The organism is Dictyoglomus sp., from assembly GCA_025060475.1.
In the GTDB taxonomy this organism is placed as follows: Bacteria; Dictyoglomota; Dictyoglomia; order Dictyoglomales; family Dictyoglomaceae; genus NZ13-RE01.
Genome location: JANXBZ010000006.1, coordinates 1 through 22,755, shown reverse-complemented (window position 1 = coordinate 22,755; position 22,755 = coordinate 1). Strand labels below are relative to the sequence as shown.

The window sequence follows — 22,755 nt, the reverse complement described above, 5'->3', positions numbered from 1 at the left end:
TTATGCAGGATAGATTCTTAGGAGAAGCTCTAACTTTTGATGATGTTTTATTAGTTCCAGATTATAGTGAGGTCACACCAAAAGAAATTTCTGTTGATACTTATCTTACAGAAAAAATTCATCTAAATATTCCTATTTTGAGCTCCGCAATGGATACTGTCACAGAAGCAAGGATGGCAATAGCTATGGCAAGAGAAGGGGGATTAGGAGTAATTCATAGAAATTTATCTATACTAAGACAAGCAGAGGAAGTAGATAAGGTAAAAAGATCAGAGCATGGAATGATAACAGATCCTATTTATCTTTATCCTAACCAAACTGTTGGTGATGCTCTTTCTTTAATGGCAAAATATCATATCTCAGGACTTCCTGTAGTGGAAGATAATGGAAAGCTTGTGGGAATAGTTACAAATCGAGATTTAAGATTTGAAACGGATATGAATAAAAAGGTTTCTGAAGTTATGACAAAAGAAAATCTTATAGTGGCTCAAGTTGGAATTACCATTGATTCTGCAAAGGATATTTTACAGAAATATAAAATAGAAAAATTGCCTATTGTAGATAAAGATTTTAAATTGAGAGGTCTAATTACTATTAAAGATATTCAAAAAATGAAACAATATCCAAATTCTGCTAAAGATGAAAAAGGAAGATTGTTAGTGGGAGCAGCAGTAGGAGTTGGACGTGAAGCAATTGAAAGAGCAAAGGCCCTATTAGAAGCAGAGGTAGATGTTATTGTTGTAGATACTGCTCATGGTCATTCCAAAAAAGTACTGGAAACAGTAAAGGAATTAAAAAAGATTTGTAAAGGAAGAGCAGTTATTGTTGCGGGAAATGTAGCAACTTATGAGGGAACAAAAGCTTTGATTGAGGCAGGAGCAGATGTAGTTAAGGTAGGGATCGGTCCTGGAGCAATATGTACTACAAGAGTAATAGCAGGAGTAGGAGTTCCACAGCTTACTGCAATCTTTGATTGTGCAAAGGCAGGAAAGGAATATAACGTTCCTATTATAGCTGATGGAGGAATAAAATATTCTGGAGATATTGTAAAAGCTTTAGCAGCTGGTGCTCATGCAGTTATGATAGGTAGCCTTCTTGCAGGAACTGAAGAAAGCCCAGGGGAAATAGAAATATATCAAGGAAGAAGTTTTAAGGTTTACAGAGGAATGGGTTCTCTCTCTGCGATGAAAGAAGGAAGTAGTGATAGATATTTTCAGGAGGGATCTGACAAGTTAGTTCCTGAGGGAATAGAGGGAAGAGTTCCCTATCGAGGGGCAGTAGCAGATGTGTTATTTCAACTAGTAGGAGGATTAAAGGCGGGAATGGGATATTGTGGGGTAAAGAATTTAGAGGAATTGAGGACTAAAACAAAGTTTGTAAAAATTACCAACGCAGGACTTAGGGAGAGTCATCCCCATGATGTGATTATTACAAAGGAAGCTCCTAATTACAGTATTTCTTCTTGGGGTAATCCGTAGAAACTTTGAGATAAGAATGCTTTAATCTCAGGAAGGGGAATACTGGGAAATTGTAATAATCTATTTTTCAGTCTTATGCTTGACTCTATTTTGGAAAAGGCGGAAAGGGCTTGAGAAAGCCGTTGGATAAATATTTGTAATTTTAAGGGATCAAAATCTAAGACAAATAGGTAGAAATGTCCTAGTCCATGAGCTAGTATATCTGTGGTGGGTCTTATGAATCTTTTTAAAAGTTGAGCTAATTTCTGTCTTACAATATCTTTTTCCCTTAAACTTAAACTATTATCTGAAAATTCATATTCTATATATCCTAAAACAAAAGGAATTTCTTTTTCTCCTGCATTATTAATAGATTGCCAAACTAAGGGAAAGAAATAGGGAAGAAATATAGTTTTTGTTATAGGATCGGTTAATGGAAAATCTCTTGGAAATTCAAGAATAAAAGTTGTTCCTTCTCCTACCTTACTATTAACACTTATTTTCCCTTTGTGAGCTTCAACAATACTTTTAACTATAGAAAGCCCTAATCCTGTTCCACTTTTTCTTTTAATTAGAGAGCTATCCGCTCGATAAAACCTATCGAAAATATAAGGAAGATGTTCAGGAGCAATCCCTTCTCCTTGATCTGATACCTCAATTATTACACTTTTTATATTATCTTGAATAGACAAGGTGATATTTCCGCCTTTTGGAGAATATTTTACTGCATTATCAATAAGATTGTGGAATACCTGAGTTAATCTATCCTGGTCTCCCGAGATTAATATGGGATAGGCAGGAAAAGAAAAAATGAAACTATGCTTTGTGGTTTGGGATTGGAAAAATAATGCTCTTTCTTTTATTATGTTTTTTATATCTACGATCTCTCTTTTTATTTCCATTCTTCCTTCTTCTAATTTTGATAAATCTAAGAGATCATTTATAAGTTTTGTTAACCTCTCTGCTTCTTGATTTATAATTTTGAGATAATTCTTAAATTTTTCTTCTTCTGGTTTTTGAGTGAGTAAAAGCTCACTATAACCCTTTATAGCAGTAAGAGGAGTTTTTAATTCATGGGATACATTAGCGACAAATTCAGATTTTAATCTATCTATCTCTTTAGAAAGACTTATATCTCTTACTGCTAAAATATAATCTAATAACTTAGAGTTATCCCATACTGCAGAAAGATTACAGCCTAGAATAATCTCTTTCAGGTTTTGAGAATATATCTTCATCTCGTATTGTAAATAAGGAATTTGTTGACTATATAACTTATCCAGCGGGCAGTCTACACATAATATGTTTCCCTTTAAATCTTTGCATTTTAATGTTTCTTTGCAGTTTTTTCCTAAATCTTGAGATGTAATAGAGAAAATGTTTTGAGCGATAGGATTTATCATCTTCAAATTTTTTCTATTATCAAGAATAATAAGACCATCTGCTATATTTTCAAGAATTTTCTGCATTCTTTCCTTTTCAGTGTTTACCGCATTGTATAATATAGCTTTATTTAGAGCAATAGATGCTTCATTTGCAAAATTCATAGCTAATTCTAATTCATATTTTGTGAAGGGTTTCTTTTTTATATTATTAACTATTTCTAAAGCCCCAATTATTTCATTATCAATTCTTAGAGGAGTGCAAATAATTGACCCTGTTCTAAAACCTGTGATTTCATCAAAGTATGGAGAAAATCTTTTATCATGGGAAGCATTTTCAATAACAATTCCTTCTCCCTTTTCTATAACCCATCCTACTATCCCTTCGCCCTTTTTAATTCTCTTTCCCATCAAATTCTTCGCCTTTTCACCTACAACCTTTTCAAATATCAGCTCTCCTGTTTCCTTATCTTTTATAAATATGGTTCCCCCATCTGCATCTAAAAGTTTTATTGCAGAATCTAATATAGAAAAAAGAATCTCGTCAAAATCAAGAGAGGAATTAATAATCTGAGTTATTTTATGAAAAGTTTCTGATTCCTTCATTTTTAATTGTAATTTCAGGGTTTCCTTAGCGACATAATTTAAAAATATGGCTAAGATTATAGAAAGTCCTCCTAATTCTGCAACCCTAGATAATACAGAACTTAATATGGTTTCCTCTTCCTGAATAATTCCAAAATATAGAAAAATCAATGTTACAAGAATAGCAGAAGTTATTGATGTTTTAAAATCGTACCTTAAAGATGCAGAGATTATTGGAAAGAGCAGAAATAAGTATAAACTGCTCAATACTCCTCCTGTTAGATATACTAAAGATGCAATTAGTAAAGTATCAATAGCAGAAAAAATCTGATGTCTATATACAAAACCATATGAGTAAATAGGGAAGAAGGTCGTAAAAAGAATATATATGGAATAAACAATAAGAAGGATGTCAAATAAATTAGGATTAAAAGTGGGAATGAAATCAAGTTTAATAAGAATAAGAGAAGTAAGTAAAAATATTGCCCTAATAAAGGATATTATTTTTTCTTTTTTAATATTCTCTTCTATACCTCTCATGGACTTTTCTCAAGGAGGTTTTGTACTTTTTCAATCAAATCTTTTATAGTAAAGGGCTTTGTTAAATAATCATCTGCGCCCATACCAAATCCAATTCTTTGATCTAATTCGCTACATCTTGCAGATAATATTAATACTGAGGTATTTAGATTTGGATTTTCCTTGATCTGTTCGCAGATTGTGTAGCCATCAATATCAGGAAGCATAATATCTAAAATTACTAAATCAGGCTTTTCTTTTATTACTAAGTCCAAAGCTTCTTTTCCTGTTCCTGCTTCTATAAGTTCGTATTTTCCTAAATAATTTAAGGTTTCAACAACTAAATTTCTAATATATGGTTCATCATCAACTACTAAAATTTTTTTCATTTTTTCCCTCTCTTAAAAAAGATTTTTAATTATATTTTACTACAAAATATGATAAAATATTATAAAAAATTACGAGGTGAATGGTATGAATTTGAAAGAAAAGATAGAAAATAAATTAAGAGAAATTATTGATCCAGAGGTAGGATTAGATCTCGTTACTTTAAATACCATTGAAAATTTAGAAGTAAATGAGGATGGAAATGTGAAAGTTGTTTTTAGACCAACGACTCCTTTTTGTCCCTTAGGGGTACAACTTGCTTTATCAATTAAAAAGTCCTTAAAAGAAATAGAAGGGGTAAAAAATGTGGATGTAGAAGTAGTTGATTTCATATATGCAGAACAGACTAATGAACTTCTTAAGAATGTATAGTAGGGTAGATATCTTTTACTACCCATTCCTCTAATAATTTTTTCCTGTCAATTTCTTCAATAAAGATAGAGGGTTTAGAAAAGGAGTGAAGATTTTTATTGAAGCGAGTAAGAACTGTGGTTAAAAAGAGTTCTCTTTTTGCCCTTGTAGTAGCAACATAAAAAAGTCTTCTTTCTTCTTCTAATCCCTTTTCCATACTTCTGTGATTGGGAAATTCTCCTTGAACTAATCTCATTACAAAAACTACTTCCCATTCTAATCCCTTTGCTTGATGAATAGTAGAAAGAACTAAAATATCTTTTTCTTCTTCCTCTTCTATAATTCTTTCTCCTGTATAGGTATATAAAGATAATTCGCTTAAGAAATTTTCTAGATTATCGTATCTTTCTGCTAAAATAATTAACTGTTCTATATCCTTTTTTCTTTCATAATAATCTAAGTAATATCTTTTAAGATAATCAGCATAATATTCTCTGAAAAAGAAAGATAATGTTCCCGAAATATCTTTTTCAAAAGGAACATTTCTTAAACCATCCCAAATTCTTTTTATTTCTCTTACTCCATCTAAAGTTCTTCCCTTCATAGGTAGTAAAAATATTCTCTCAAGGGATTTACTCTCATAAATAATCTCTGCTAATCTTTTACTATGTGTTCTTCCAATTCCTGGAAATAATCTAAAGAATCTTTGGGCAGATATCTGGTCCATAGGATTATATAAAATCTTAAGAAGGGATAGCATATCTTTGATATGAGCCTGCTCAAAAAACCTTAATCCTCCCCTTACCTCAAAGGGAATTCCCTTTCTTGTTAACTCCATTTGAAGGGACATAGATTGATAGTTGGATCTGAAGAGAACTCCAATATTTTTATAGGGTGTTCCTTCTTTGTGAATTTCTCTAATCATTTCTGCTATAAATCTTGCTTCTTCATTTTCATCATAGGCCCATACTAGTTTAGGTTTTGGTCCTGATTTTGGTATAGCTTTTAATTCCTTATGATATTGATTTCTATTATTCTTTATTATCTCATTAGCAAGATTTGTTATCTCAGGAGTGCTCCTATAATTGCTTATTAGATGGAAAATTTTTGTGTTTTCAAAAATTTTAGGAAAATTCAACATATTTTCAAGAGTTGCTCCTCTAAAGGAATAAATACTCTGGGCGTCGTCTCCTACTACTAAGATATTTTTATTACTTTGTCTAAGAAGTCTTATAATCTCTCCTTGAAGCCAATTGGTATCTTGATATTCATCCACAAGAACCCATAGGAAATGCTCATCTAAAAGTTCTCTTATCTTTTCTTTTTCTAGCAATAATTTATACCAGAACCAAAGAAGATCATCATAATCCATTACATTTAATTTTCTCTTATTGGCCTCATACATCTTATGAATTTCTTTTATAATATCTAAATTTTCCATAAGATGGGGGGCTTTTTCTTGAAGAACCTCTTCCCAACTTTTTCCAGTGTTTATTCTGTAGCTAAAAATTTCTTGTAGGATCTCACTATTGAAATCTTTTTCCAACTCTTCTATGCAATCTTTTATGATTTCTCTACCATCATCCCTATCTAAGATATTATAATTCTCATCTATTCCTAATTCCTTTATATATTTTCGTAAAAATTTATTTCCTACATGGTGAAAGGTACCACCGACAATACTTAGATTTTTTTGGACAAGAGAAACAACTCTATTTAACATTTCCTTTGCCGCATGATTTGTAAAAGTAAGAAGCATAATGCGAGATGGATCCTCTCCACATGCCAAAAGATAAGCGACTCTATATACAATAGTTCTTGTTTTTCCAGATCCTGGTCCTGCTAAAACTAAACAAGGACCATCTCCTTCTAAAACTACCTTTTCCTGTTCAGGATTTAATTCTCTTTTTAGTCTTTCTAAAAAATTTTTAATTCCTTCTCTCATAACAAGAATTATAACAGAAAATTAGATGATATAATTTAAGAAAATGGAGGTGAGAAAATGAAATACTTGTTATTTTTTTTGGTTTTTTTAGGATTATGGAATATAGTGGAAGGGGAGACAAGAATAATAAAGCTTCCTGAGCCGAGGTATAAAGGTAATATCTCTGTGGAAGAAGCTTTATTAAGGAGAAGATCCATAAGAATTTATAAAGATGAGGCATTAAGTCTTACAGAAATATCCCAGATATTGTGGTCTGCTCAAGGAATTACTGATAAACGAACAGGATTTAGAACTGCTCCCTCTGCTGGTGCTCTTTATCCCTTGGAGATTTATTTAGTTGCAGGGAAGGTAAAGGATTTAGAACCCGGAGTTTATAAATATAAGCCCGAGACTCATGAAATAATATTAGTATTAAAGGGAGATAAGAGAAATGATCTATATATTTCTGCTTTGAGACAGGAATGGATAAAAAATGCCTCTATAGTTGTAGTAATTTCAGCAGTTTTTGAAAGAACTACAGTAAAATATGGAGAGAGGGGAATAAGATATGTGTATATGGAAGCAGGTCATTGTTCTCAAAATATCTATCTTCAATGTGTATCTTTAAATCTTGGAACTGTTGCTATTGGTGCTTTTTATGACGAAGAAGTTAAAAGAGTTCTTAATTTACAAAAGAATGAATCTCCATTATACTTAATGCCTATAGGGAAAATATAAGAAAGGAGGATTAGTATGAAAAAGATTCTCTACATTGTTCTTGATGGACTTGGTGGAAGACCAGAAGAAATACTTGGAGGAAAAACTACTCTTGAGTCTGCTTATACTCCTTTTATGGATAGTTTAGCAAAAAAAGGACAACTAGGACTTATGGATCCTATTTCTGAGGGCATTGCTCCTGAATCTGATGCAGCAGTATTAAGTATTTTAGGATACGATGTAGACAAATACTATACAGGAAGAGGTCCATTAGAAGCTCATGGAGCGGATATAGAAGTGAGAGATGGGGATCTTGCTTGGAGAGCAAATTTTGCTACTGTAGATGAGAATACATTAAAGATTTTAGATAGAAGGGCAGGAAGAAATTTAACTACCGAAGAAGCAAAGGCTCTTGCAGAAGAAGTTAATAATAAAGTTAAATTGGAGGGTGCGGATTTTATTTTTAAAGCTACAGTAGGGCATAGAGGAGTATTGGTTATTAGGAAGAAAGATGGAAAATTATCTGCTAACGTAGAAAATATAGATCCTGGCTATAAGAGGCATGGACCCTATAGTATTGCTATTACAAATCCCCCTACAGAGGTACAAAAGTGTATCCCCTTAGATGACTCCTTTGAGGCAAAAGAATCTGCAAGATTAACCGATGAATTTGTTATGAAGGCTTTTGAAGTCTTAAAGAACTCAGAAATAAATAAAAAAAGAAAGGAAGAAGGTAAAAAACCCGCAAATATTATTCTTCTAAGGGATGCAGGAGATTCTTTACCTAAAATTCCTACCTTGAAAGAGCTTTATGGAATTTCCTTTGGAAGTATTGTAGAAATGCCAGTAGAAAGGGGTATTGCCCTTCTTACAGGAATGAAAGAAATTCCTATCGAGGATTCTAGTAATTATAAACTTTGGGCAGAAAAGGTCCTTTTTGCCTTGAAAGAGTTTGACGGAGTTTATGCCCATCTTAAAGGTCCTGATGTGCCTGGACATGATGGACTTATTGATAAAAAGAAGGAAAGCATAGAAAAAATAGATGCAGAATTTTTTGCCAATCTACTTCCCAGCTTAGACCTTGATAAAGTAGTGATTGCTGTAACTGCAGACCATTCAACTCCATGCTCTTTAAAGGCTCATTCAGAGGATCCCGTTCCTCTTATGATAGTAACCTCAGGGCTTCCTTGGGATGGTAGTGAATATTTTGGGGAGAGTGCCTGCTCTAAGGGTAAACTTGGAAGGATAAAAGGAAAAGATTTATTACCTCTTCTTGTGAAAATTGCAAAGGGATAAAGAGAATGTAATGGTAAATTATGATCCAATAAAATATTTTGAGGAATTATATACGAAGGAAAGAATATATAGTTTTAAAGCTCAGTCCATAGAAGATTGGAAAATATGGAGAGAAGAGCTAAGAAGTAAGATTAAAGATCTTTTGGGAGGATTTCCTGAAAAAATAGACTTAAACAGTGAGATTTTAGAAAAAAAAGAATTCAATGAATATATTAGAGAGAAAATTATATTTTATTCTCATAAGAATATTAAAGTTGTAGGTTATCTTCTTATACCGAAAAACTTAGATTTTCCAAAACCAGCAGTTATTGCAGTTCCTGGACATGGATATGGAAAGGATGATATTGTGGGAATAAATATAGATGGAACTGAAAGAATTATTCCAACAGGCTACCAAAAGGATTTTGCTTTAACCCTTGTCAGAGAGGGATTTATTACCTTGGCTGTGGAACAATTAGGTTTTGGAGAAAGAAGATTAAAAGAGGATATGAATAAAGATAAGAATAAATCTTCATGTAGAAAATTGTTTTTCTGGGGATTAATGCTGGGAAAGCCTCTCTTAGGAATAAGAGTTTGGGATTTAATAAGAGCTATTGATTACTTACAAGAAAGAAAAGAAGTAAAAAGGGATTCTATAGGTATAATGGGGATTTCAGGGGGAGGGACTACTTCTCTTTTTGTATCTGCGCTAGATGATAGGATAAGAGCTACAGTTATAAGTGGCTATTTAAATACCTTTAAAGATAGCATTTTATCTATATCTCATTGTGAGTGTAATTACATACCAGGAATATTAAATTATGCTGAGATGTATGATATAGCATCTCTAATTGCTCCAAGATATCTTTTTATTGAACATGGAATTTATGATAATATTTTTCCAATTTCTGCTACGAAATTTTCTCTAGAAAAGATTAAAAAAGTTTATGAATTTTTGGGATTTTCTGATAATATTCAATGGGAATTCTTTGAGGGTGGACATGAAATTTGGGGTAACAAATCAATCAAATGGTTGAAGGAAAAATTATCCTAATTAATTTAATTTTTAATCTCTCTTCCACCACTGTTTTATTAAATCCTTTAAATTAGGAGTCCCTTCTTCTTTATACTCATAATACACTCTGAAGGATCTTTGAGGAAAATTAATTACTGATCTTAAATCTATAGGTGTTCCTATAACCACAAAGTCACAGGGAATTTTCTTAATAGTTTCTTCTAATTCCTTCAATTGCTCTTTATTATACCCCAATGCGGGCAGGACTTTTTCTATATGGGGATATTTTTCATAAGTAGATTTAATAGAACCTGTAGCAAAGGGTCTTGGATCTATAATTTCTGCTCCCATATTTTGGGCGTATAAATAACCTGCTCCAAAAGGCATTTCTCCGTGGGTTACTGTTGGCCCATCCTCTACCACCAGTACTTTTTTCCCTTTTAAATTTTCGTCTCTTTCAGATTTTATAGGCAAACTTGCATATACGATTTTTGCTTTTTTATTTCTTTCCTTTATATTTTCTACAATTTTCTCAATATTTTTCTTAGGAGCAGTATTCACTTTATTTATTACAATAATATCCGCCAAATATAGATTTATCTCTCCTGGAAAATAAGATATCTCATGTCCAGCTCTATAAGGATCTACAATGGTAATAAAAAGATCAGGTTTAAAAAAGGGGAAGTCATTATTTCCTCCATCCCATACAATAACATCTGCTTCTTTTTCTACCTCATTTAAAATTTCTTTATAATCTACTCCAGCATATATAATGGCTCCTTCTCTTAAAAGAGGTTCGTATTCTTCTCTTTCTTCAATAGTACATTCATGAATATCCAAATCGCTAAAGTTTTCAAATCTTTGTACCTTTTGCTTATTTAAATTTCCGTATGGCATGGGATGTCTTACTACTATAGTTTTTAAGCCCATTTCCTTTAATATCTTCACAATATATCTTGTGGTTGGACTTTTGCCAGCACCAGTCCTTACTGCGGATACACTTACTACAGGTTTTTTACTTCTCAGCATTGTCTCTGTACCAATTAACTTAAAATCTGCACCAAGAGACATAATAAGGCTTGCCTTTTGCATAACATATAAATATGATACATCACTATATGAAAAGATAACCTCGTCTACTTTATATTCTTTAATAAGTTCTGGAAGTTTTTCTTCCGAAAAAATAGGAATTCCATTAGGATATAAGCTTCCTGCAAGTTCGGGAGGATATATTCTATTTTCAATTCCGGGAATTTGAGTAGCTGTAAAAGCTACAACTTCATAGAGAGGATTATCTTTAAATAAAACATTAAAATTATGGAAATCTCTTCCTCCTGCCCCCATAATAATAACTTTTTTTTTCATAAGTCTGCCTCCTTGTAGATTTTCCTCACAAAAGGCGAAGTAAAGGCTTGAAGAAGAGCGGAATAATTTAGAGAAAAAGCTATAGCATCTCCTAATTTTAGTTCTGTATGTTCTCCAAGATCAACTACTAAATAGTCAGAATTTGCTCCTAGAATTTCTATATCAGAATATTCAGGAATTAATCCTTTAGGATCTATATCTTGTCTTCCCATATTTAATAATGCTCTTTTTCTTATACCCTTATCCTTAAAAAAAGGTTTATGACCAAAGGCATCTTCATTTATTATTCCCCAAGGAACCGAAGGTTTTTCCTTTAATTCTATAATCTCTGCTAATATTTTAAAAGTATCTGTTCTTCCTCCTGGAATAGGTTTTCTGTAGGCAGTATCTTTTCCTAGCATAATTGCCTCTCCAATTCTCAAATGATTTATCTTTTCTGGAATTTCCTTTTTAAAAAGTAAAGGAATAGTGCTGGAATTTCCTCCTGAGACTAAAGAAAAAGTTATATTAAATTTTTTCTCTATATTCTCTGCAATTTCTGCAAATTCTTCTAGTTTTTCCTTCGTAGGTATTACCCCTCCAAAACAAGTAAAATTTGTACCTATGCCTATAAGTTCAATATTTTTCATGGCTAAAACTTCTTTTACAATTTTTTCTAATTCTTTTTTATCCCATATACCTTCTCTCAAATCTCCCATTTCTACCATAATTATTACTTTATGCTTTTTTCTTATCTTTTCTGCATAATTATTTAACTCTCTTAAAATATCTAATTCTGAATTTAGACTTATATCTACATAGTTTAAAATATCTTCAACTTGGGACCGAGAGGGAATTCTTATAAGGGTAAATTCTGTTTTAAGTTTTCTCATTCTTTTAATGCTCTCAATTCTGGAATCAGATATTCCTCTTACTCCTGCTCTTATTAATATTTCCCCAATCTTAGGATCTCCCAAGGCAACTTTTGTAACTCCATCAATAGATATACCTTGCTCTTTTGCTTTAGCTACAATTATTCTTGCATTATGATAAATAGCAGGTAGATTAATCTCTAAAATGGGATATTCCTTTTTCATTATCTATAAGAATATAATCTTTTAAAAATAAAAGCAAGAAAAAATTTTTCTTGACTAATTTAAAGGAAAAAATTACACTTTTTATTGAGGTGAGAATAGATGGAGATTATATACCAAAAAGAGATTCAGGGAGTGAATATAAAGGTTATTAAAGGGGATATTACTCAGGAGGATACGGAAGCAATAGTAAATCCTGCTAATAATTACTTAAAACATGGTGGAGGTGTTGCAGGAGCAATAGTAAGAGCAGGAGGAGAGATTATTCAAAAAGAAAGTGATGAATATATCCAAAAATATGGGCCCATTCCCACGGGAGAGGCAATGATTACCTCTGCTGGAAATTTAAAAGCAAAATATGTGATTCATACTGTGGGACCAAGATGGGGAGAAGGAGATGAGTATAATAAGCTTAAAAAGGCAGTGCAAAGCACATTAAAATTAGCAGCGGAAAAGGATATTAAAAGCCTAAGTATACCTGCAATAAGTTGTGGAATTTTTGGTTTTCCTCAGGATTTAGGAACAAAGATAATTATAGAAACAATAATTGATTTTATTAAGAAGGAATCCCATAGTTTTAAGGAAATACATTTAATAGGTATTGGAGAGGATATTCCATCTCTTTTTGCTAAGAACTTACAATCTTTATCTTAGAATAGATTTTATCTCTTAAAATAGGTAGCCTTGAATAATAAATTAAAGCACTTATAATACAAATTATTCCTCCTAATAAAACAGTGTTTGAGGGACCTATTAATTTGCTTATTAACCCACCAATGTAACTTCCAATGGGCATAGCTCCCATGAAAAATGTAACATAAAAACTCATAACTCTTCCCCTTATATGATCATCAATAATAGTTTGTACTAAAGTATTACTACATACTGCATTTAGCATAAAACTCATACCAACTATAATCAAACTAAAAATTGAAAAAAATATGTTTCTTGAAGAGGAAAAAAGAATAAGTCCGAAACCAGCAAAAAACAGTGCATATACAATAATATTCTCTATACCCTTTATATTTTTCCTTCCTGCAAGATATAAAGCTCCCATTAAAGCTCCGCATCCTGTACTACTCATAAGAAATCCCAAGGTTTCAGAACCTCCTTTTAAAATTTCTGAGGCAAAAATAGGCAAAAGAACACTATAAGAAGAAGAAATAAGGCTTGCGATAAAAATAAATATTAATACATTTTTTACTACTATTGAATTAAAAGAATAATAAACTCCTTCTTTGAGATCTTCCAGAATACTATTTTGAGATTTTTCAAATTCTCTTTTTTTTAATTTCATTAAGATTAAGGCAAAAATTACAGCAATATACGTTATGGCATTAATTAAAAAACATATCCCTTCTCCCACTAGGGCAACTAAAATACCGCTTATCATGGGACCAATTAATCTTGCACTATTAAATAGAAAAGAATTAAGAGCAATGGCATTTCCTAAATCTTCTTTTCTTTCTACCATTTCTATTACAAAGGATTGTCGAGTAGGCGCATCTATAGAACTTACAATTCCAAGAAAAAGACTTAGTAATAAGATTTGATAGATCTCTATTCTATGAGTAAGAGTCAAGATTGAAAGGATAATTGCCTGTAAAAACAACAAAGATTGAGTAAGAATTAAAATTCTATGTTTACTAAACCTATCTAAAAATACTCCTGCAAAGGGAGATATAATAAGATTGGGAATTTGGCTTAAAAAAGCAGTTGTTCCCAAAATTACTGAGGAATTTGAGATGCGATAAACTAGCCAACTTGTAGCAGTTTGTTGCATCCAAGTTCCAATTAGAGATATTGCTTGTCCACTAAAAAATAACCGAAAATTTCTACTTCTTAAAGCACGAAAAAAACCTTGCATAACTATAGCTTTTATTTAATTTAAGGGATTTCTCTAAAAATATAGCTTAAAAAATAAATTCCAAAAATTAAAAGAAAGATAGACGCAAAATATAAAATATACTTATATATTTTTCTCCAAAAGGGAAGAGAAAGACTTTGGCCAATGATTCCTATAAACATATACCACGCATAATCAGATAATATATGACCAATATAAAAACTTAATAGTCCTACTATTAAATAATTTTTTGCTTGAGCTATAAAAGATACTCCAATAGTTAACCACCAAAGAAGCCAGTAGGGATTTGCAAGGGAGGTTAATGCTCCAGCAAGAATCAAAGAGGGATTAAAAGAGTAAGGATTATTTTTTATGGGATTATCATAATTTTTTAAAATAGGAATTCTGTCTTTAATAATATCTAATAAAAGACTTGCTCCCATATATATCAAAAATAAACTTCCTATAAAGCTAAAAAACTTTAAAAAAATAGGAGTTCTTAGTATGGGTTGAAGTCCTAAAAGAAGTAAAATTACAAGAATTCCCTCCAAAATAGCATGTCCAGAAACAATCTCTAAAGATTTCTTCCATCCTCCAATACTACTTTGAGTCAATACTAATGTCATTAAAGGACCTGGAGCGGAAGCCCCAGAAAATCCCATTAAAAAGCTTGTAATAAATAATCTTATAATTCCCATTTAATATATACCTCTAGAAATTATTATATCACTTATACTGTTATTTTTGACAAATAATTATAATTAAATTATAATTTAGTTAAAATTTTTAAAATGGAGGTTCATCATGAACAAGCCTAAATTTTTTATTCTTATAGCTCTTCTTCTACTTCTCTCTTTTACCATTATTGGGGCACAAGAGCTTAAAGGTAAATTAGCAACTGCAAAGTATGGAAAACCTAAAGTAGATGGAGAAATGGATGAGGTTTGGAAAAGTACTGAAGAATATTTAACTGATAGCTATGTTCAAGGAATTAAAGGAAAAACATCTTATGCAAAATTTAGAGTATTGTGGGATGAAGATAGTGTATATATTTGGGTAGAGGTTTATGATTCGTTATTAAATAAAGATAATACCAATCCATGGGAACAAGACTCTGTAGAATTTTTTATTGATGAAGACAATGCAAAGAAAACATCTTATGATTCCAATGATGCCCAATATAGAGTGAACTTTGAGAATCGACAAACTTTTGGTACTGGAGCGTCAAAGGACTATTTCTTAACTGCTACAAAAATTACAAATTTTGGATTTATTGTAGAAGCACAGGTAAAGATGAAGACTAAGAAACTTAAAGAAGGGGATATAATAGGATTTGATGTGCAGATAAATGATGCAGACAAATTTGGAAGTAGAGTAGGAATAATTGCTTGGAATGAGGTAGAAAATATAAACTGGCAAAATCCATCAAGCTTTGGAAATCTAAAGTTAGTAAAATAAGATTTTTTTTAAAACTTTGCCTGCCATCTTTTGATGGCAGGCTTTTTTATTTTATAAGTCAAAATTCTTAAATTGAGGTAAGTAATTTTTATTAACTTCAAACATTTCTTTAACCATATCCTTTATTTCGGAAAGAGAAAGAACTGCAGAAGTAAGAGGATCATAACATATAGCATAAAATACTTTTTTAGGATCTCCCTCTAAAGCACCCTCTACAGCAAGTTCCTCACATGAAGAATTAATGTAATTTAAAATTGCAAGTTGAGGGGGAAGAGATCCCACCTTTAAAGGATCTAGTCCTCTTTTAGAAGCTATCATAGGGACCTCTACACAGGCTCCATAAGGAAGATTGTCTATAAGTCCAAAATTTCTTGTATTTCCATTGAATTCAAAGGGATTTCCATCTCCAATGCATGCGTTAAGAATATAAGCTGCATATTCATGTCCTCTTTCTAAATTTACAGGCTCCTTTTCTATCCAGTTTTTAATATCATTTTTCCAAGTATCTTCCCTTCTTAGATACTCTTTTAAAATAAATCCCCATTCTCCTGGATTCCATCCAGTCCCATGAATACAATATTTTTCTATTAAATCAGGTCTTTTTCTGAACCATGCATTATATTCAGAGTTATGTCCACTGGACTCTGTAACATAATATCCCAGATGTAAAAACATCTCATTTCTTACGATCTCTTCATTATAGATCTCAGGTCTTGTTAGAATAGCCTCCTTAATCAAAGGATAAGCGTCTTTTCCTTTCCACTCAAATTTTAAAAACCATGCTTGATGATTTATACCTGCACAAAAATAAGTTATTTCATCCATGGGAGCAGAAATCCATTTTGCAAGCATCATAGCAGTCCCTTGTACACTGTGGCAAAGTCCCACAATTTTAATCTTTGATACTGTTTGAACAGCTCTTATAAGCATTGCCATAGGATTTGTATAATTTAAAACTATAGCGTTAGGACAATATCTTTCAATATCCTTTGCTATATCAATCATTACAGGAATAGTTCTTAAAGCTCTAAAAATTCCAGCAGGTCCCCTGGTATCACCAACGTTTATATCTACTCCGTATTTTTTTGGAATCTCAATATCGTGTCTCCAAACTTGGACTCCTCCCACAAGGATTGTAATTATAACAGCATCTGCCCCTTCTATAGCCTCTTTTCTATCTAAGGTAGCTAAAACTTTTGCAGGATACTTTCCTGTAGAGATTATCTTTTCTACTGCAGTTTTTGAAAAATTAAGTCTTTCCTCATTAATATCCATTAAGGCAATAGTAGCATCTTGAAAAGAGGGAAAAGTTAAAAGATCTCTAACAAGGTTTCTTGTAAATTCAAAGCTTCCCGCTCCAATAAAAGCAATCTTCTTGGACATATCCTTTCCTCCTAAAAAAATTTCTTTTTCTAAAAATATTATATAATAAGAATTTAATTTGATGTTATTTAAAATCTCTGTTAAAATTCTCTAAGACAAGAGATTATGTTATTAGGTAAATACTAAATACTCCAAATTTATAGAGGAACATGAGATTTTTTATGATGTTATTGCTTTTGGTCTCACCTGAGAAGATTGTAAAAATCTTTTAGAAAAACCGGAATATGAAGTGAGAATTGAATTATGTGAGAAGTAAAGTAATAAATTAAAAATAAAAAATGTGATATATATCACATCCTTTTAATGATGAAGTCTGTAGTATATAATAATATAAATAAAAATTGAAGAGGGAAAAATGTTATTAGGAAAGTTATTAAATTTACAAAAAAATTCCATGCTTCATGTTCTCCTTGATACTTTAACCTTTTCCCTTACTTTGATTTTCTCCTTTTTTATAAGATTCGAGTTTTCTCTTCCTTCTCAATACTGGAGTATTATTCCTTTTGTTCTTTTTCGAGAAATTCCTATTTTTTTAATTTTATATTTATTTACTTTTAAACTTCACAATTCTCTTTGGGAATATTTTAGCTTAGAAGGTCTAAAGGATTTAACTTTAACTATAACCTTAGAAAAGCTTTTATTTTATCTTTCTTATCTTCTATTTCCTATAAATGGTCTACCTCGTTCTACCATAGTTATCTCTTATATTCTCACCCTTCTTGCTCTCTTTTCTTTTCGAGCTATAACACGATGGACATATGAGAGAGGAAGATTTAAGAATTCTTCTTTATCTTTTCCTTCAAAAAGAGTACTTCTTATTGGGGCAGGGGATGCTGGAGAGAAAATTCTTCGGGAAATAAAAACTCATAAAGATTTAAATTATAATGTAGTAGGATTTTTAGATGATGATCCTAAAAAAATAGGAAAAAATATCCATGGAGTAAAGGTTTTAGGACCAATAGCATCTTTACCTCAAATTGCCTTAGAAAAAAGGATTCAAGAAATAATAATTGCTATTCCTTCTGCTCCTCCATCTTTAATAAGAAATATAGTAAGCATGACATCTAAACTGAAAATTCCTGTGAAGATTCTACCTGGTATTTGGGAGCTTATAGATGGAAGGGTAAGTGTGAGTAAAATAAGAAATGTAAAGATAGAAGACCTGTTAGAAAGGGATGTAATAAATTTAGATTCTGTGAAAATAAAATATTATATAGAGGGAAGAAAAATTTTAGTGACAGGAGCTGGGGGATCCATTGGGGCAGAAATATGTAGACAGGTCTCAGAATATAATCCAAAAGCAATTATTCTCTTAGGAAGGGGAGAAAATAGCATATTTAATATAGAATTGGAGCTTAAAAGTAATTTTCCTAATATACAATTAAAATCCTATATAGCGGATATAAGGGATAAAGATAGAATATTTCATATTTTTTCTCAAGAAAAACCAGATATAGTTTTTCATTCTGCAGCTCATAAGCATGTACCTTTAATGGAAGAAAATCCTGATGAGGCAGTTTTTAATAATATTTTTGGAACAATAAACATTATAGAATCTTCTATAAGTTTTGGAGTAAAAAAATTTATATTCATTTCCACAGATAAAGCAGTATATCCTGTTAGTATTATGGGAGCAACAAAAAGAATAGGGGAGATACTTATTCAATGTTATAACAAAAATTCTGAAACAGAACTAATAGGAGTGAGATTTGGAAATGTTCTTGGAAGTAGAGGGAGTGTATTAGAGGTTTTCAAAAAACAGTTAGAAAAAGGAGGACCAATAACTATTACTCATCCTGAAATGGAAAGATATTTCATGACTATTCCTGAGGCTGTGGGGCTTGTTCTCCAAGCAGGTGCTATAGGAAGATCGGGAGATTTATTTGTTCTTGATATGGGAAAACCAGTAAGAATCATGGATCTTGCAAAAAACTTTATAGAACTTTCAGGCTATTCCTTGGAGGATATAAAGATAGAAGTTACAGGATTAAGATCTGGAGAAAAACTAAAAGAAGAATTATGGGAAAGGGAAGAGATTATAGAAAGAACAGAACATCCAAAGATTTTTAGGATAGTATCTAATGATCATATAGATTCCTATATATTTAGAGAGAAACTTAAAAAATTAGAAAAAGTAGCAAGAATAAGGGATAAAGAAAAAATTTGGGAAACTTTAAAGGAAATTATTGAAGAGACTAAGAAGGATTATAAAAACAAGGAGAAAATATTGGGCTAAAAAAATGAAAATAGTATCTATTGTTGGGGCAAGGCCCCAGTTTATAAAACTTGCTCCACTTTCAAAGGAATTAAGGAAAAGAGGTATTAAAGATATCATTCTTCATACTGGACAACATTATGATGCTAATATGAATAAGATATTTTTTGAAGAGCTTGAAATTTCTGAGCCTGATTATAATCTTGGAATTGGCTCAGGATTACATGGAGAACAAACAGGTAAAATGCTTATTGGAATAGAAGAAATTTTATTGAAGGAAAAACCTGATTTAGTTATAGTTTATGGGGATACAAATTCTACCTTGGCAGGAGCTTTAGCAAGTTCCAAATTACATATTCCATTAGCTCATATAGAAGCGGGTCTTAGAAGTTTTAATAAAAAGATGCCTGAGGAAATAAATAGAATTGTTGCGGATCATTTGTCGGATATTTTGTTTTGTCCCACAGAAACTGCTGTTGAAAATCTAAAAAGAGAAGGGATAACAGAAGGTGTATACGAGGAAATTTCTCTAAAGCCTAAAGAATATTATCTGATTACTATTCACCGTGCAGAAAATACTGATGATTCTAAGAGATTAAGAAGTATTTTATCTGTCTTGTCCAAGTTAGATAAATATGTGGTTTTTCCAATTCATCCCAGAACAAGAAATAAAATAAAAGAATATGGATTAGAAAATTACTTAAATTTTGATAATATACGCGCTATAGAGCCATTAGGATATTTAGACATGCTGAAACTTGAAAGGGAAGCATATGCTATTTTGACAGACTCAGGAGGAGTTCAAAAGGAAGCTTTTTGGCTTAAAGTTCCTTGTATAACCTTAAGAGAAGAAACAGAATGGATTGAGACTGTAAAATATGGATGGAATACATTAGTAGGAACAGAGGAAGAAAGAATATTAAATGCTTTAAAGAATATTAAGTATGGGGAAGATGTAAATTTTGATAAAGATTATACTGCTCCTAAGATTATTGAAATTATAACTAGTTTTTCAAAGGGGGATCTTAATTAAAATGGATTTTAAAAGTATATCTGTTGTTGGTCTTGGATATGTGGGATTACCATTGGCTTTAGAGTTTGCAAAAGTAGGTATTATAGTATATGGAATTGAACAGAATCCTAAAAAAGTAGATATGGTAAATAAAGGTATATCCTATATAGAGGATGTTAAAAGTGAGGAACTTTTAGAAGTTGTTAAAAAAGAAAATCTTAAAGCTTTTGTAGATTTTAAAAGTGTGAGCCTTTCAGATGCAGTTATTATATGTGTTCCTACCCCTCTCGGTCCTCATAAGGAGCCTGATATTTCATATATAGTAAATGTTACAACAGAAATCTCTAAGCATCTTAAAAAAGATCAGTTAATAGTATTAGAAAGTACTACTTATCCTGGTACCACTGAGGAAGTAGTTCTTCCTATTTTGGAAAAAACTGGGCTAAAAGGTGGAGAAGATTTTTATCTTGCTTTTTCTCCAGAAAGAGTAGATCCTGGAAACAAAAAATTCACTACTCAAGATATTCCCAAAGTGATAGGAGGAGTTAACAGTATTTCTACTGAAAAAGCTTCTAAACTTTACTCTCTGGTTTTTCCTAAGATCCATAAAGTATCCTCTCCAAAAGTTGCAGAAATGGAGAAATTACTTGAAAATATTTATAGGCTTGTAAATATATCTTTCATAAACGAGCTTGCTATGCTCTGTGAAAAGATGGACATAGATATATGGGAAGTAATTGAAGCAGCTTCTACAAAACCCTATGGATTTATGCCCTTTTATCCAGGACCAGGTCTTGGGGGGCATTGTATTCCTATTGATCCCTTCTATCTTTCTTGGAAAGCAAAAGAATATGACTATAATTTAAGGTTTATAGAACTTGCTGGCGAGATAAATGATGAAATGCCTAAATATATAGTCCATCTGGTTATGGAAGCTTTAAATAAACATAAAAAAGCTTTGAATGGCTCGAAGATTTTTGTTATTGGTGTAGCATATAAACCTAATATAGCAGATCCCCGAGAATCTCCTGCTCTTAAGATAATTCCTCTTCTAGAAAAACTTGGTGGAGAGGTAAAATATCATGATCCTTTTATTCCTGAAGTTAAAATTGAAGATAAAGGAAAAAAATTGAGATTGAAAAAATCTTGTGAATTAAATAAAGATGTAATTTCTGAGAGCGATTGTGTACTTATTTTAACAGATCATGATAATATAGATTATAAACAAATATTTGAAAATGCTAAACTGATTGTAGATACAAGAAATGCCCTCAGAAAAAGAGGAATAGTAGTAGACAAAAGAGTAACTATTTTAGGAGTAGGGGAAGAAAATAAAAATAGAGTATGGAAAGAGAAATAGGAATTGTAGGTCTTGGTTATTGGGGAAAGAATATATTACGTAACTTATATGAGCTTAAAGTAGTTCGTACCGCCTGTGATTTTAATGAAGAAATAATAAAGGAAAGAAAAAAGACTTTTCCAGATATAAATTATACCACGTATTATGAAGATCTTCTTGAGGATCCTAATATAAAGGGGATAGTTGTTGCTACTCCTTCTATAACTCATTATGCTCTTTCTAAAAAAGCTCTTTTAGCTGGTAAAGATGTTTTAGTGGAAAAGCCTATGACTACTTCTTTAAAAGAGGGAGAAGAACTTGTAAATTTAGCAGATAAAAATGGTTTGATTTTGATGGTAGGTCATATTTTGCATTATCATCCTGCTGTAAAAAGGATGAAGGAATTAATTTTAAAAGGATTAATAGGAAAAATTCTTTATATATATTCCAATAGAGTGAATATTGGAAAGTTAAGGACTGATGAAAATGTATGGTGGAGTCTTGCTCCTCATGATATCTCTTTAATACTCATGTTGGCTCAAAGTAATGTGATAAATTTCATCTATAATGGTACATCCCATATATCAAAAGGCATAGATGATATAGCTCTTGCTTCTTTAGAGTTTGAGAATGGTATAAAAGCACATATTTTTGTAAGTTGGTGGCATCCTTTTAAGGAGCAAAGATTAGTTGTAATTGGTGAAAAGGGAATGATAGTCTTTGATGATGTTTCGAAGGAGAAACTCTTCTACTATTCTCATAAGGTTGAGTGGATAAATAATATTCCTATTGCTAAAAAAGGAGATTTGGAAGTAATTAAAATAGAGGAAAAAGAGCCTCTAAAGGAGGAGTTGAGGCATTTTTGGGAATGTATAAAAGAGAGAAAAAAACCAGAAACCGATGGTTACGAGGGATTAAGGGTTTTAGAAGTGCTTGAAAAGTGCCAAAATTCAATAAAAGTGGTAAATTAAGGAGGAAAAATATGTCTGATGAGAAAAAATATTTTGTGCATGAAAGCTCATATGTAGATGAACCAGTAGAGATAGGAGAAGGAACCAAGATTTGGCATTTTTGCCATATACTACCTTATACCACCATAGGGAAAAATTGTGTAATAGGACAAAATGTAATGATAGGACCAAGGGTAAAAATAGGTAATAATGTAAAAATTCAGAATAATGTCAGTATATATGAAGGAGTAGAATTAGAAGATGACGTATTTTGTGGACCATCCTGTGTCTTTACAAATGTTATAAATCCAAGAGCATTTATAGAAAGAAAAAGTGAATTTAAAAAGACAATTGTAAAAAAAGGTGCTACAATAGGAGCAAATGCAACTATTATTTGTGGAGTAACTATTGGAGAATATGCATTTGTGGGAGCTGGAGCTGTGGTTACAAAAGATGTACCTCCTTATGCACTTGTAGTGGGGGTTCCTGCAAGGCAAGTGGG

At 31.6% G+C, this 22,755-nt stretch carries 20 protein-coding genes; 12 read left to right on the top strand and 8 right to left on the bottom strand.

Annotated elements, in window-relative coordinates:
• The first annotated feature begins 2 nt into the window (after positions 1-2).
• Complete coding sequence (guaB, locus tag NZ841_04215; GenBank protein ID MCS7201959.1) at positions 3-1,478, top strand: IMP dehydrogenase; 1,476 nt, start codon at positions 3-5, stop codon at positions 1,476-1,478.
• On the opposite strand, the gene NZ841_04210 is transcribed toward guaB, so the two are convergent.
• On the bottom strand, positions 1,448-3,964 hold the full coding sequence (locus tag NZ841_04210) for an ATP-binding protein (GenBank protein ID MCS7201958.1): 2,517 nt from the start codon (positions 3,962-3,964) through the stop codon (positions 1,448-1,450). The genes guaB and NZ841_04210 overlap by 31 nt on opposite strands.
• Positions 3,961-4,332: a response regulator gene (locus NZ841_04205; GenBank protein MCS7201957.1), complete on the bottom strand. Its 372-nt coding sequence runs from the start codon at positions 4,330-4,332 to the stop codon at positions 3,961-3,963. Before NZ841_04205 ends, NZ841_04210 begins: the two co-directional genes overlap by 4 nt.
• 85 nt (positions 4,333-4,417) lie before the next feature.
• Between NZ841_04205 and NZ841_04200 the strand changes: the two genes are divergently transcribed.
• Positions 4,418-4,702, top strand: coding sequence for a metal-sulfur cluster assembly factor (locus NZ841_04200; protein MCS7201956.1), 285 nt, complete (start codon positions 4,418-4,420; stop codon positions 4,700-4,702).
• On the opposite strand, the gene NZ841_04195 is transcribed toward NZ841_04200, so the two are convergent.
• Positions 4,689-6,626 (bottom strand): ATP-dependent helicase, encoded by a 1,938-nt coding sequence (locus NZ841_04195; protein ID MCS7201955.1) that lies wholly within the window; start codon positions 6,624-6,626, stop codon positions 4,689-4,691. The genes NZ841_04200 and NZ841_04195 overlap by 14 nt on opposite strands.
• A gap of 57 nt (positions 6,627-6,683) precedes the next feature.
• Here NZ841_04195 and NZ841_04190 point away from each other — a divergent pair, with 57 nt between their 5' ends.
• From NZ841_04190 to NZ841_04180, 3 genes are read left to right on the top strand one after another with little or no spacing between them, the layout of a single operon-like run.
• Complete coding sequence (locus tag NZ841_04190) at positions 6,684-7,343, top strand: SagB/ThcOx family dehydrogenase (GenBank protein ID MCS7201954.1); 660 nt, start codon at positions 6,684-6,686, stop codon at positions 7,341-7,343.
• A gap of 15 nt (positions 7,344-7,358) precedes the next feature.
• Positions 7,359-8,618 (top strand): alkaline phosphatase family protein, encoded by a 1,260-nt coding sequence (locus tag NZ841_04185; protein ID MCS7201953.1) that lies wholly within the window; start codon positions 7,359-7,361, stop codon positions 8,616-8,618.
• Between the two features lie 10 nt (positions 8,619-8,628).
• Positions 8,629-9,651 carry an alpha/beta hydrolase family protein gene (locus NZ841_04180; protein MCS7201952.1) on the top strand — a complete coding sequence of 341 codons (1,023 nt, stop codon included), beginning with the start codon at positions 8,629-8,631 and terminating at the stop codon, positions 9,649-9,651.
• A 12-nt stretch (positions 9,652-9,663) separates the two neighbouring features.
• Here the strand turns inward: NZ841_04180 and NZ841_04175 are convergent, their stop codons facing one another.
• Both NZ841_04175 and NZ841_04170 read right to left on the bottom strand, forming a co-directional pair.
• Complete coding sequence (locus NZ841_04175; protein ID MCS7201951.1) at positions 9,664-10,977, bottom strand: cyclic 2,3-diphosphoglycerate synthase; 1,314 nt, start codon at positions 10,975-10,977, stop codon at positions 9,664-9,666.
• Positions 10,974-12,053, bottom strand: a complete 1,080-nt coding sequence (locus NZ841_04170; protein ID MCS7201950.1) for an alanine/ornithine racemase family PLP-dependent enzyme — start codon at positions 12,051-12,053, stop codon at positions 10,974-10,976. The genes NZ841_04175 and NZ841_04170 overlap by 4 nt, the downstream gene beginning before the upstream one ends.
• A gap of 99 nt (positions 12,054-12,152) precedes the next feature.
• On the opposite strand from NZ841_04170, the gene NZ841_04165 reads away from it, so the two are divergent.
• Positions 12,153-12,704, top strand: a complete 552-nt coding sequence (locus NZ841_04165) for a macro domain-containing protein (protein ID MCS7201949.1) — start codon at positions 12,153-12,155, stop codon at positions 12,702-12,704.
• Here NZ841_04165 and NZ841_04160 read toward each other — a convergent pair.
• Together NZ841_04160 and NZ841_04155 are read right to left on the bottom strand one after the other, a co-directional pair.
• Positions 12,679-13,917, bottom strand: coding sequence for an MFS transporter (locus NZ841_04160; GenBank protein ID MCS7201948.1), 1,239 nt, complete (start codon positions 13,915-13,917; stop codon positions 12,679-12,681). The genes NZ841_04165 and NZ841_04160 overlap by 26 nt on opposite strands.
• 20 nt (positions 13,918-13,937) lie before the next feature.
• Positions 13,938-14,594, bottom strand: coding sequence for a LysE family translocator (locus NZ841_04155; GenBank protein ID MCS7201947.1), 657 nt, complete (start codon positions 14,592-14,594; stop codon positions 13,938-13,940).
• A gap of 106 nt (positions 14,595-14,700) precedes the next feature.
• Here NZ841_04155 and NZ841_04150 point away from each other — a divergent pair, with 106 nt between their 5' ends.
• A complete protein-coding gene (locus NZ841_04150; protein MCS7201946.1) occupies positions 14,701-15,354 on the top strand; it encodes a 1,4-beta-xylanase in 654 nt (217 codons plus the stop codon).
• A 51-nt stretch (positions 15,355-15,405) separates the two neighbouring features.
• On the opposite strand, the gene melA is transcribed toward NZ841_04150, so the two are convergent.
• Positions 15,406-16,737, bottom strand: a complete 1,332-nt coding sequence (gene melA, locus NZ841_04145; GenBank protein ID MCS7201945.1) for an alpha-galactosidase — start codon at positions 16,735-16,737, stop codon at positions 15,406-15,408.
• A 355-nt stretch (positions 16,738-17,092) separates the two neighbouring features.
• On the opposite strand from melA, the gene NZ841_04140 reads away from it, so the two are divergent.
• The 5 genes from NZ841_04140 to NZ841_04120 all read left to right on the top strand — a co-directional run.
• Positions 17,093-18,973 (top strand): polysaccharide biosynthesis protein, encoded by a 1,881-nt coding sequence (locus NZ841_04140; protein MCS7201944.1) that lies wholly within the window; start codon positions 17,093-17,095, stop codon positions 18,971-18,973.
• A gap of 4 nt (positions 18,974-18,977) precedes the next feature.
• Positions 18,978-19,985, top strand: a complete 1,008-nt coding sequence (locus NZ841_04135) for a UDP-N-acetyl glucosamine 2-epimerase (protein MCS7201943.1) — start codon at positions 18,978-18,980, stop codon at positions 19,983-19,985.
• A 1-nt stretch (position 19,986) separates the two neighbouring features.
• Entirely contained in the window at positions 19,987-21,324 is a 1,338-nt protein-coding gene (locus NZ841_04130; protein MCS7201942.1) for a nucleotide sugar dehydrogenase, read from the top strand.
• The gene (locus tag NZ841_04125) at positions 21,309-22,274 is read left to right on the top strand and encodes a Gfo/Idh/MocA family oxidoreductase (protein MCS7201941.1); all 966 of its coding nucleotides are present in this window, start codon (positions 21,309-21,311) and stop codon (positions 22,272-22,274) included. The genes NZ841_04130 and NZ841_04125 overlap by 16 nt, the downstream gene beginning before the upstream one ends.
• Before the next feature lie 11 nt (positions 22,275-22,285).
• The coding region (locus NZ841_04120; protein ID MCS7201940.1) for an N-acetyltransferase at positions 22,286-22,755 on the top strand (470 nt) is incomplete at its 3' end.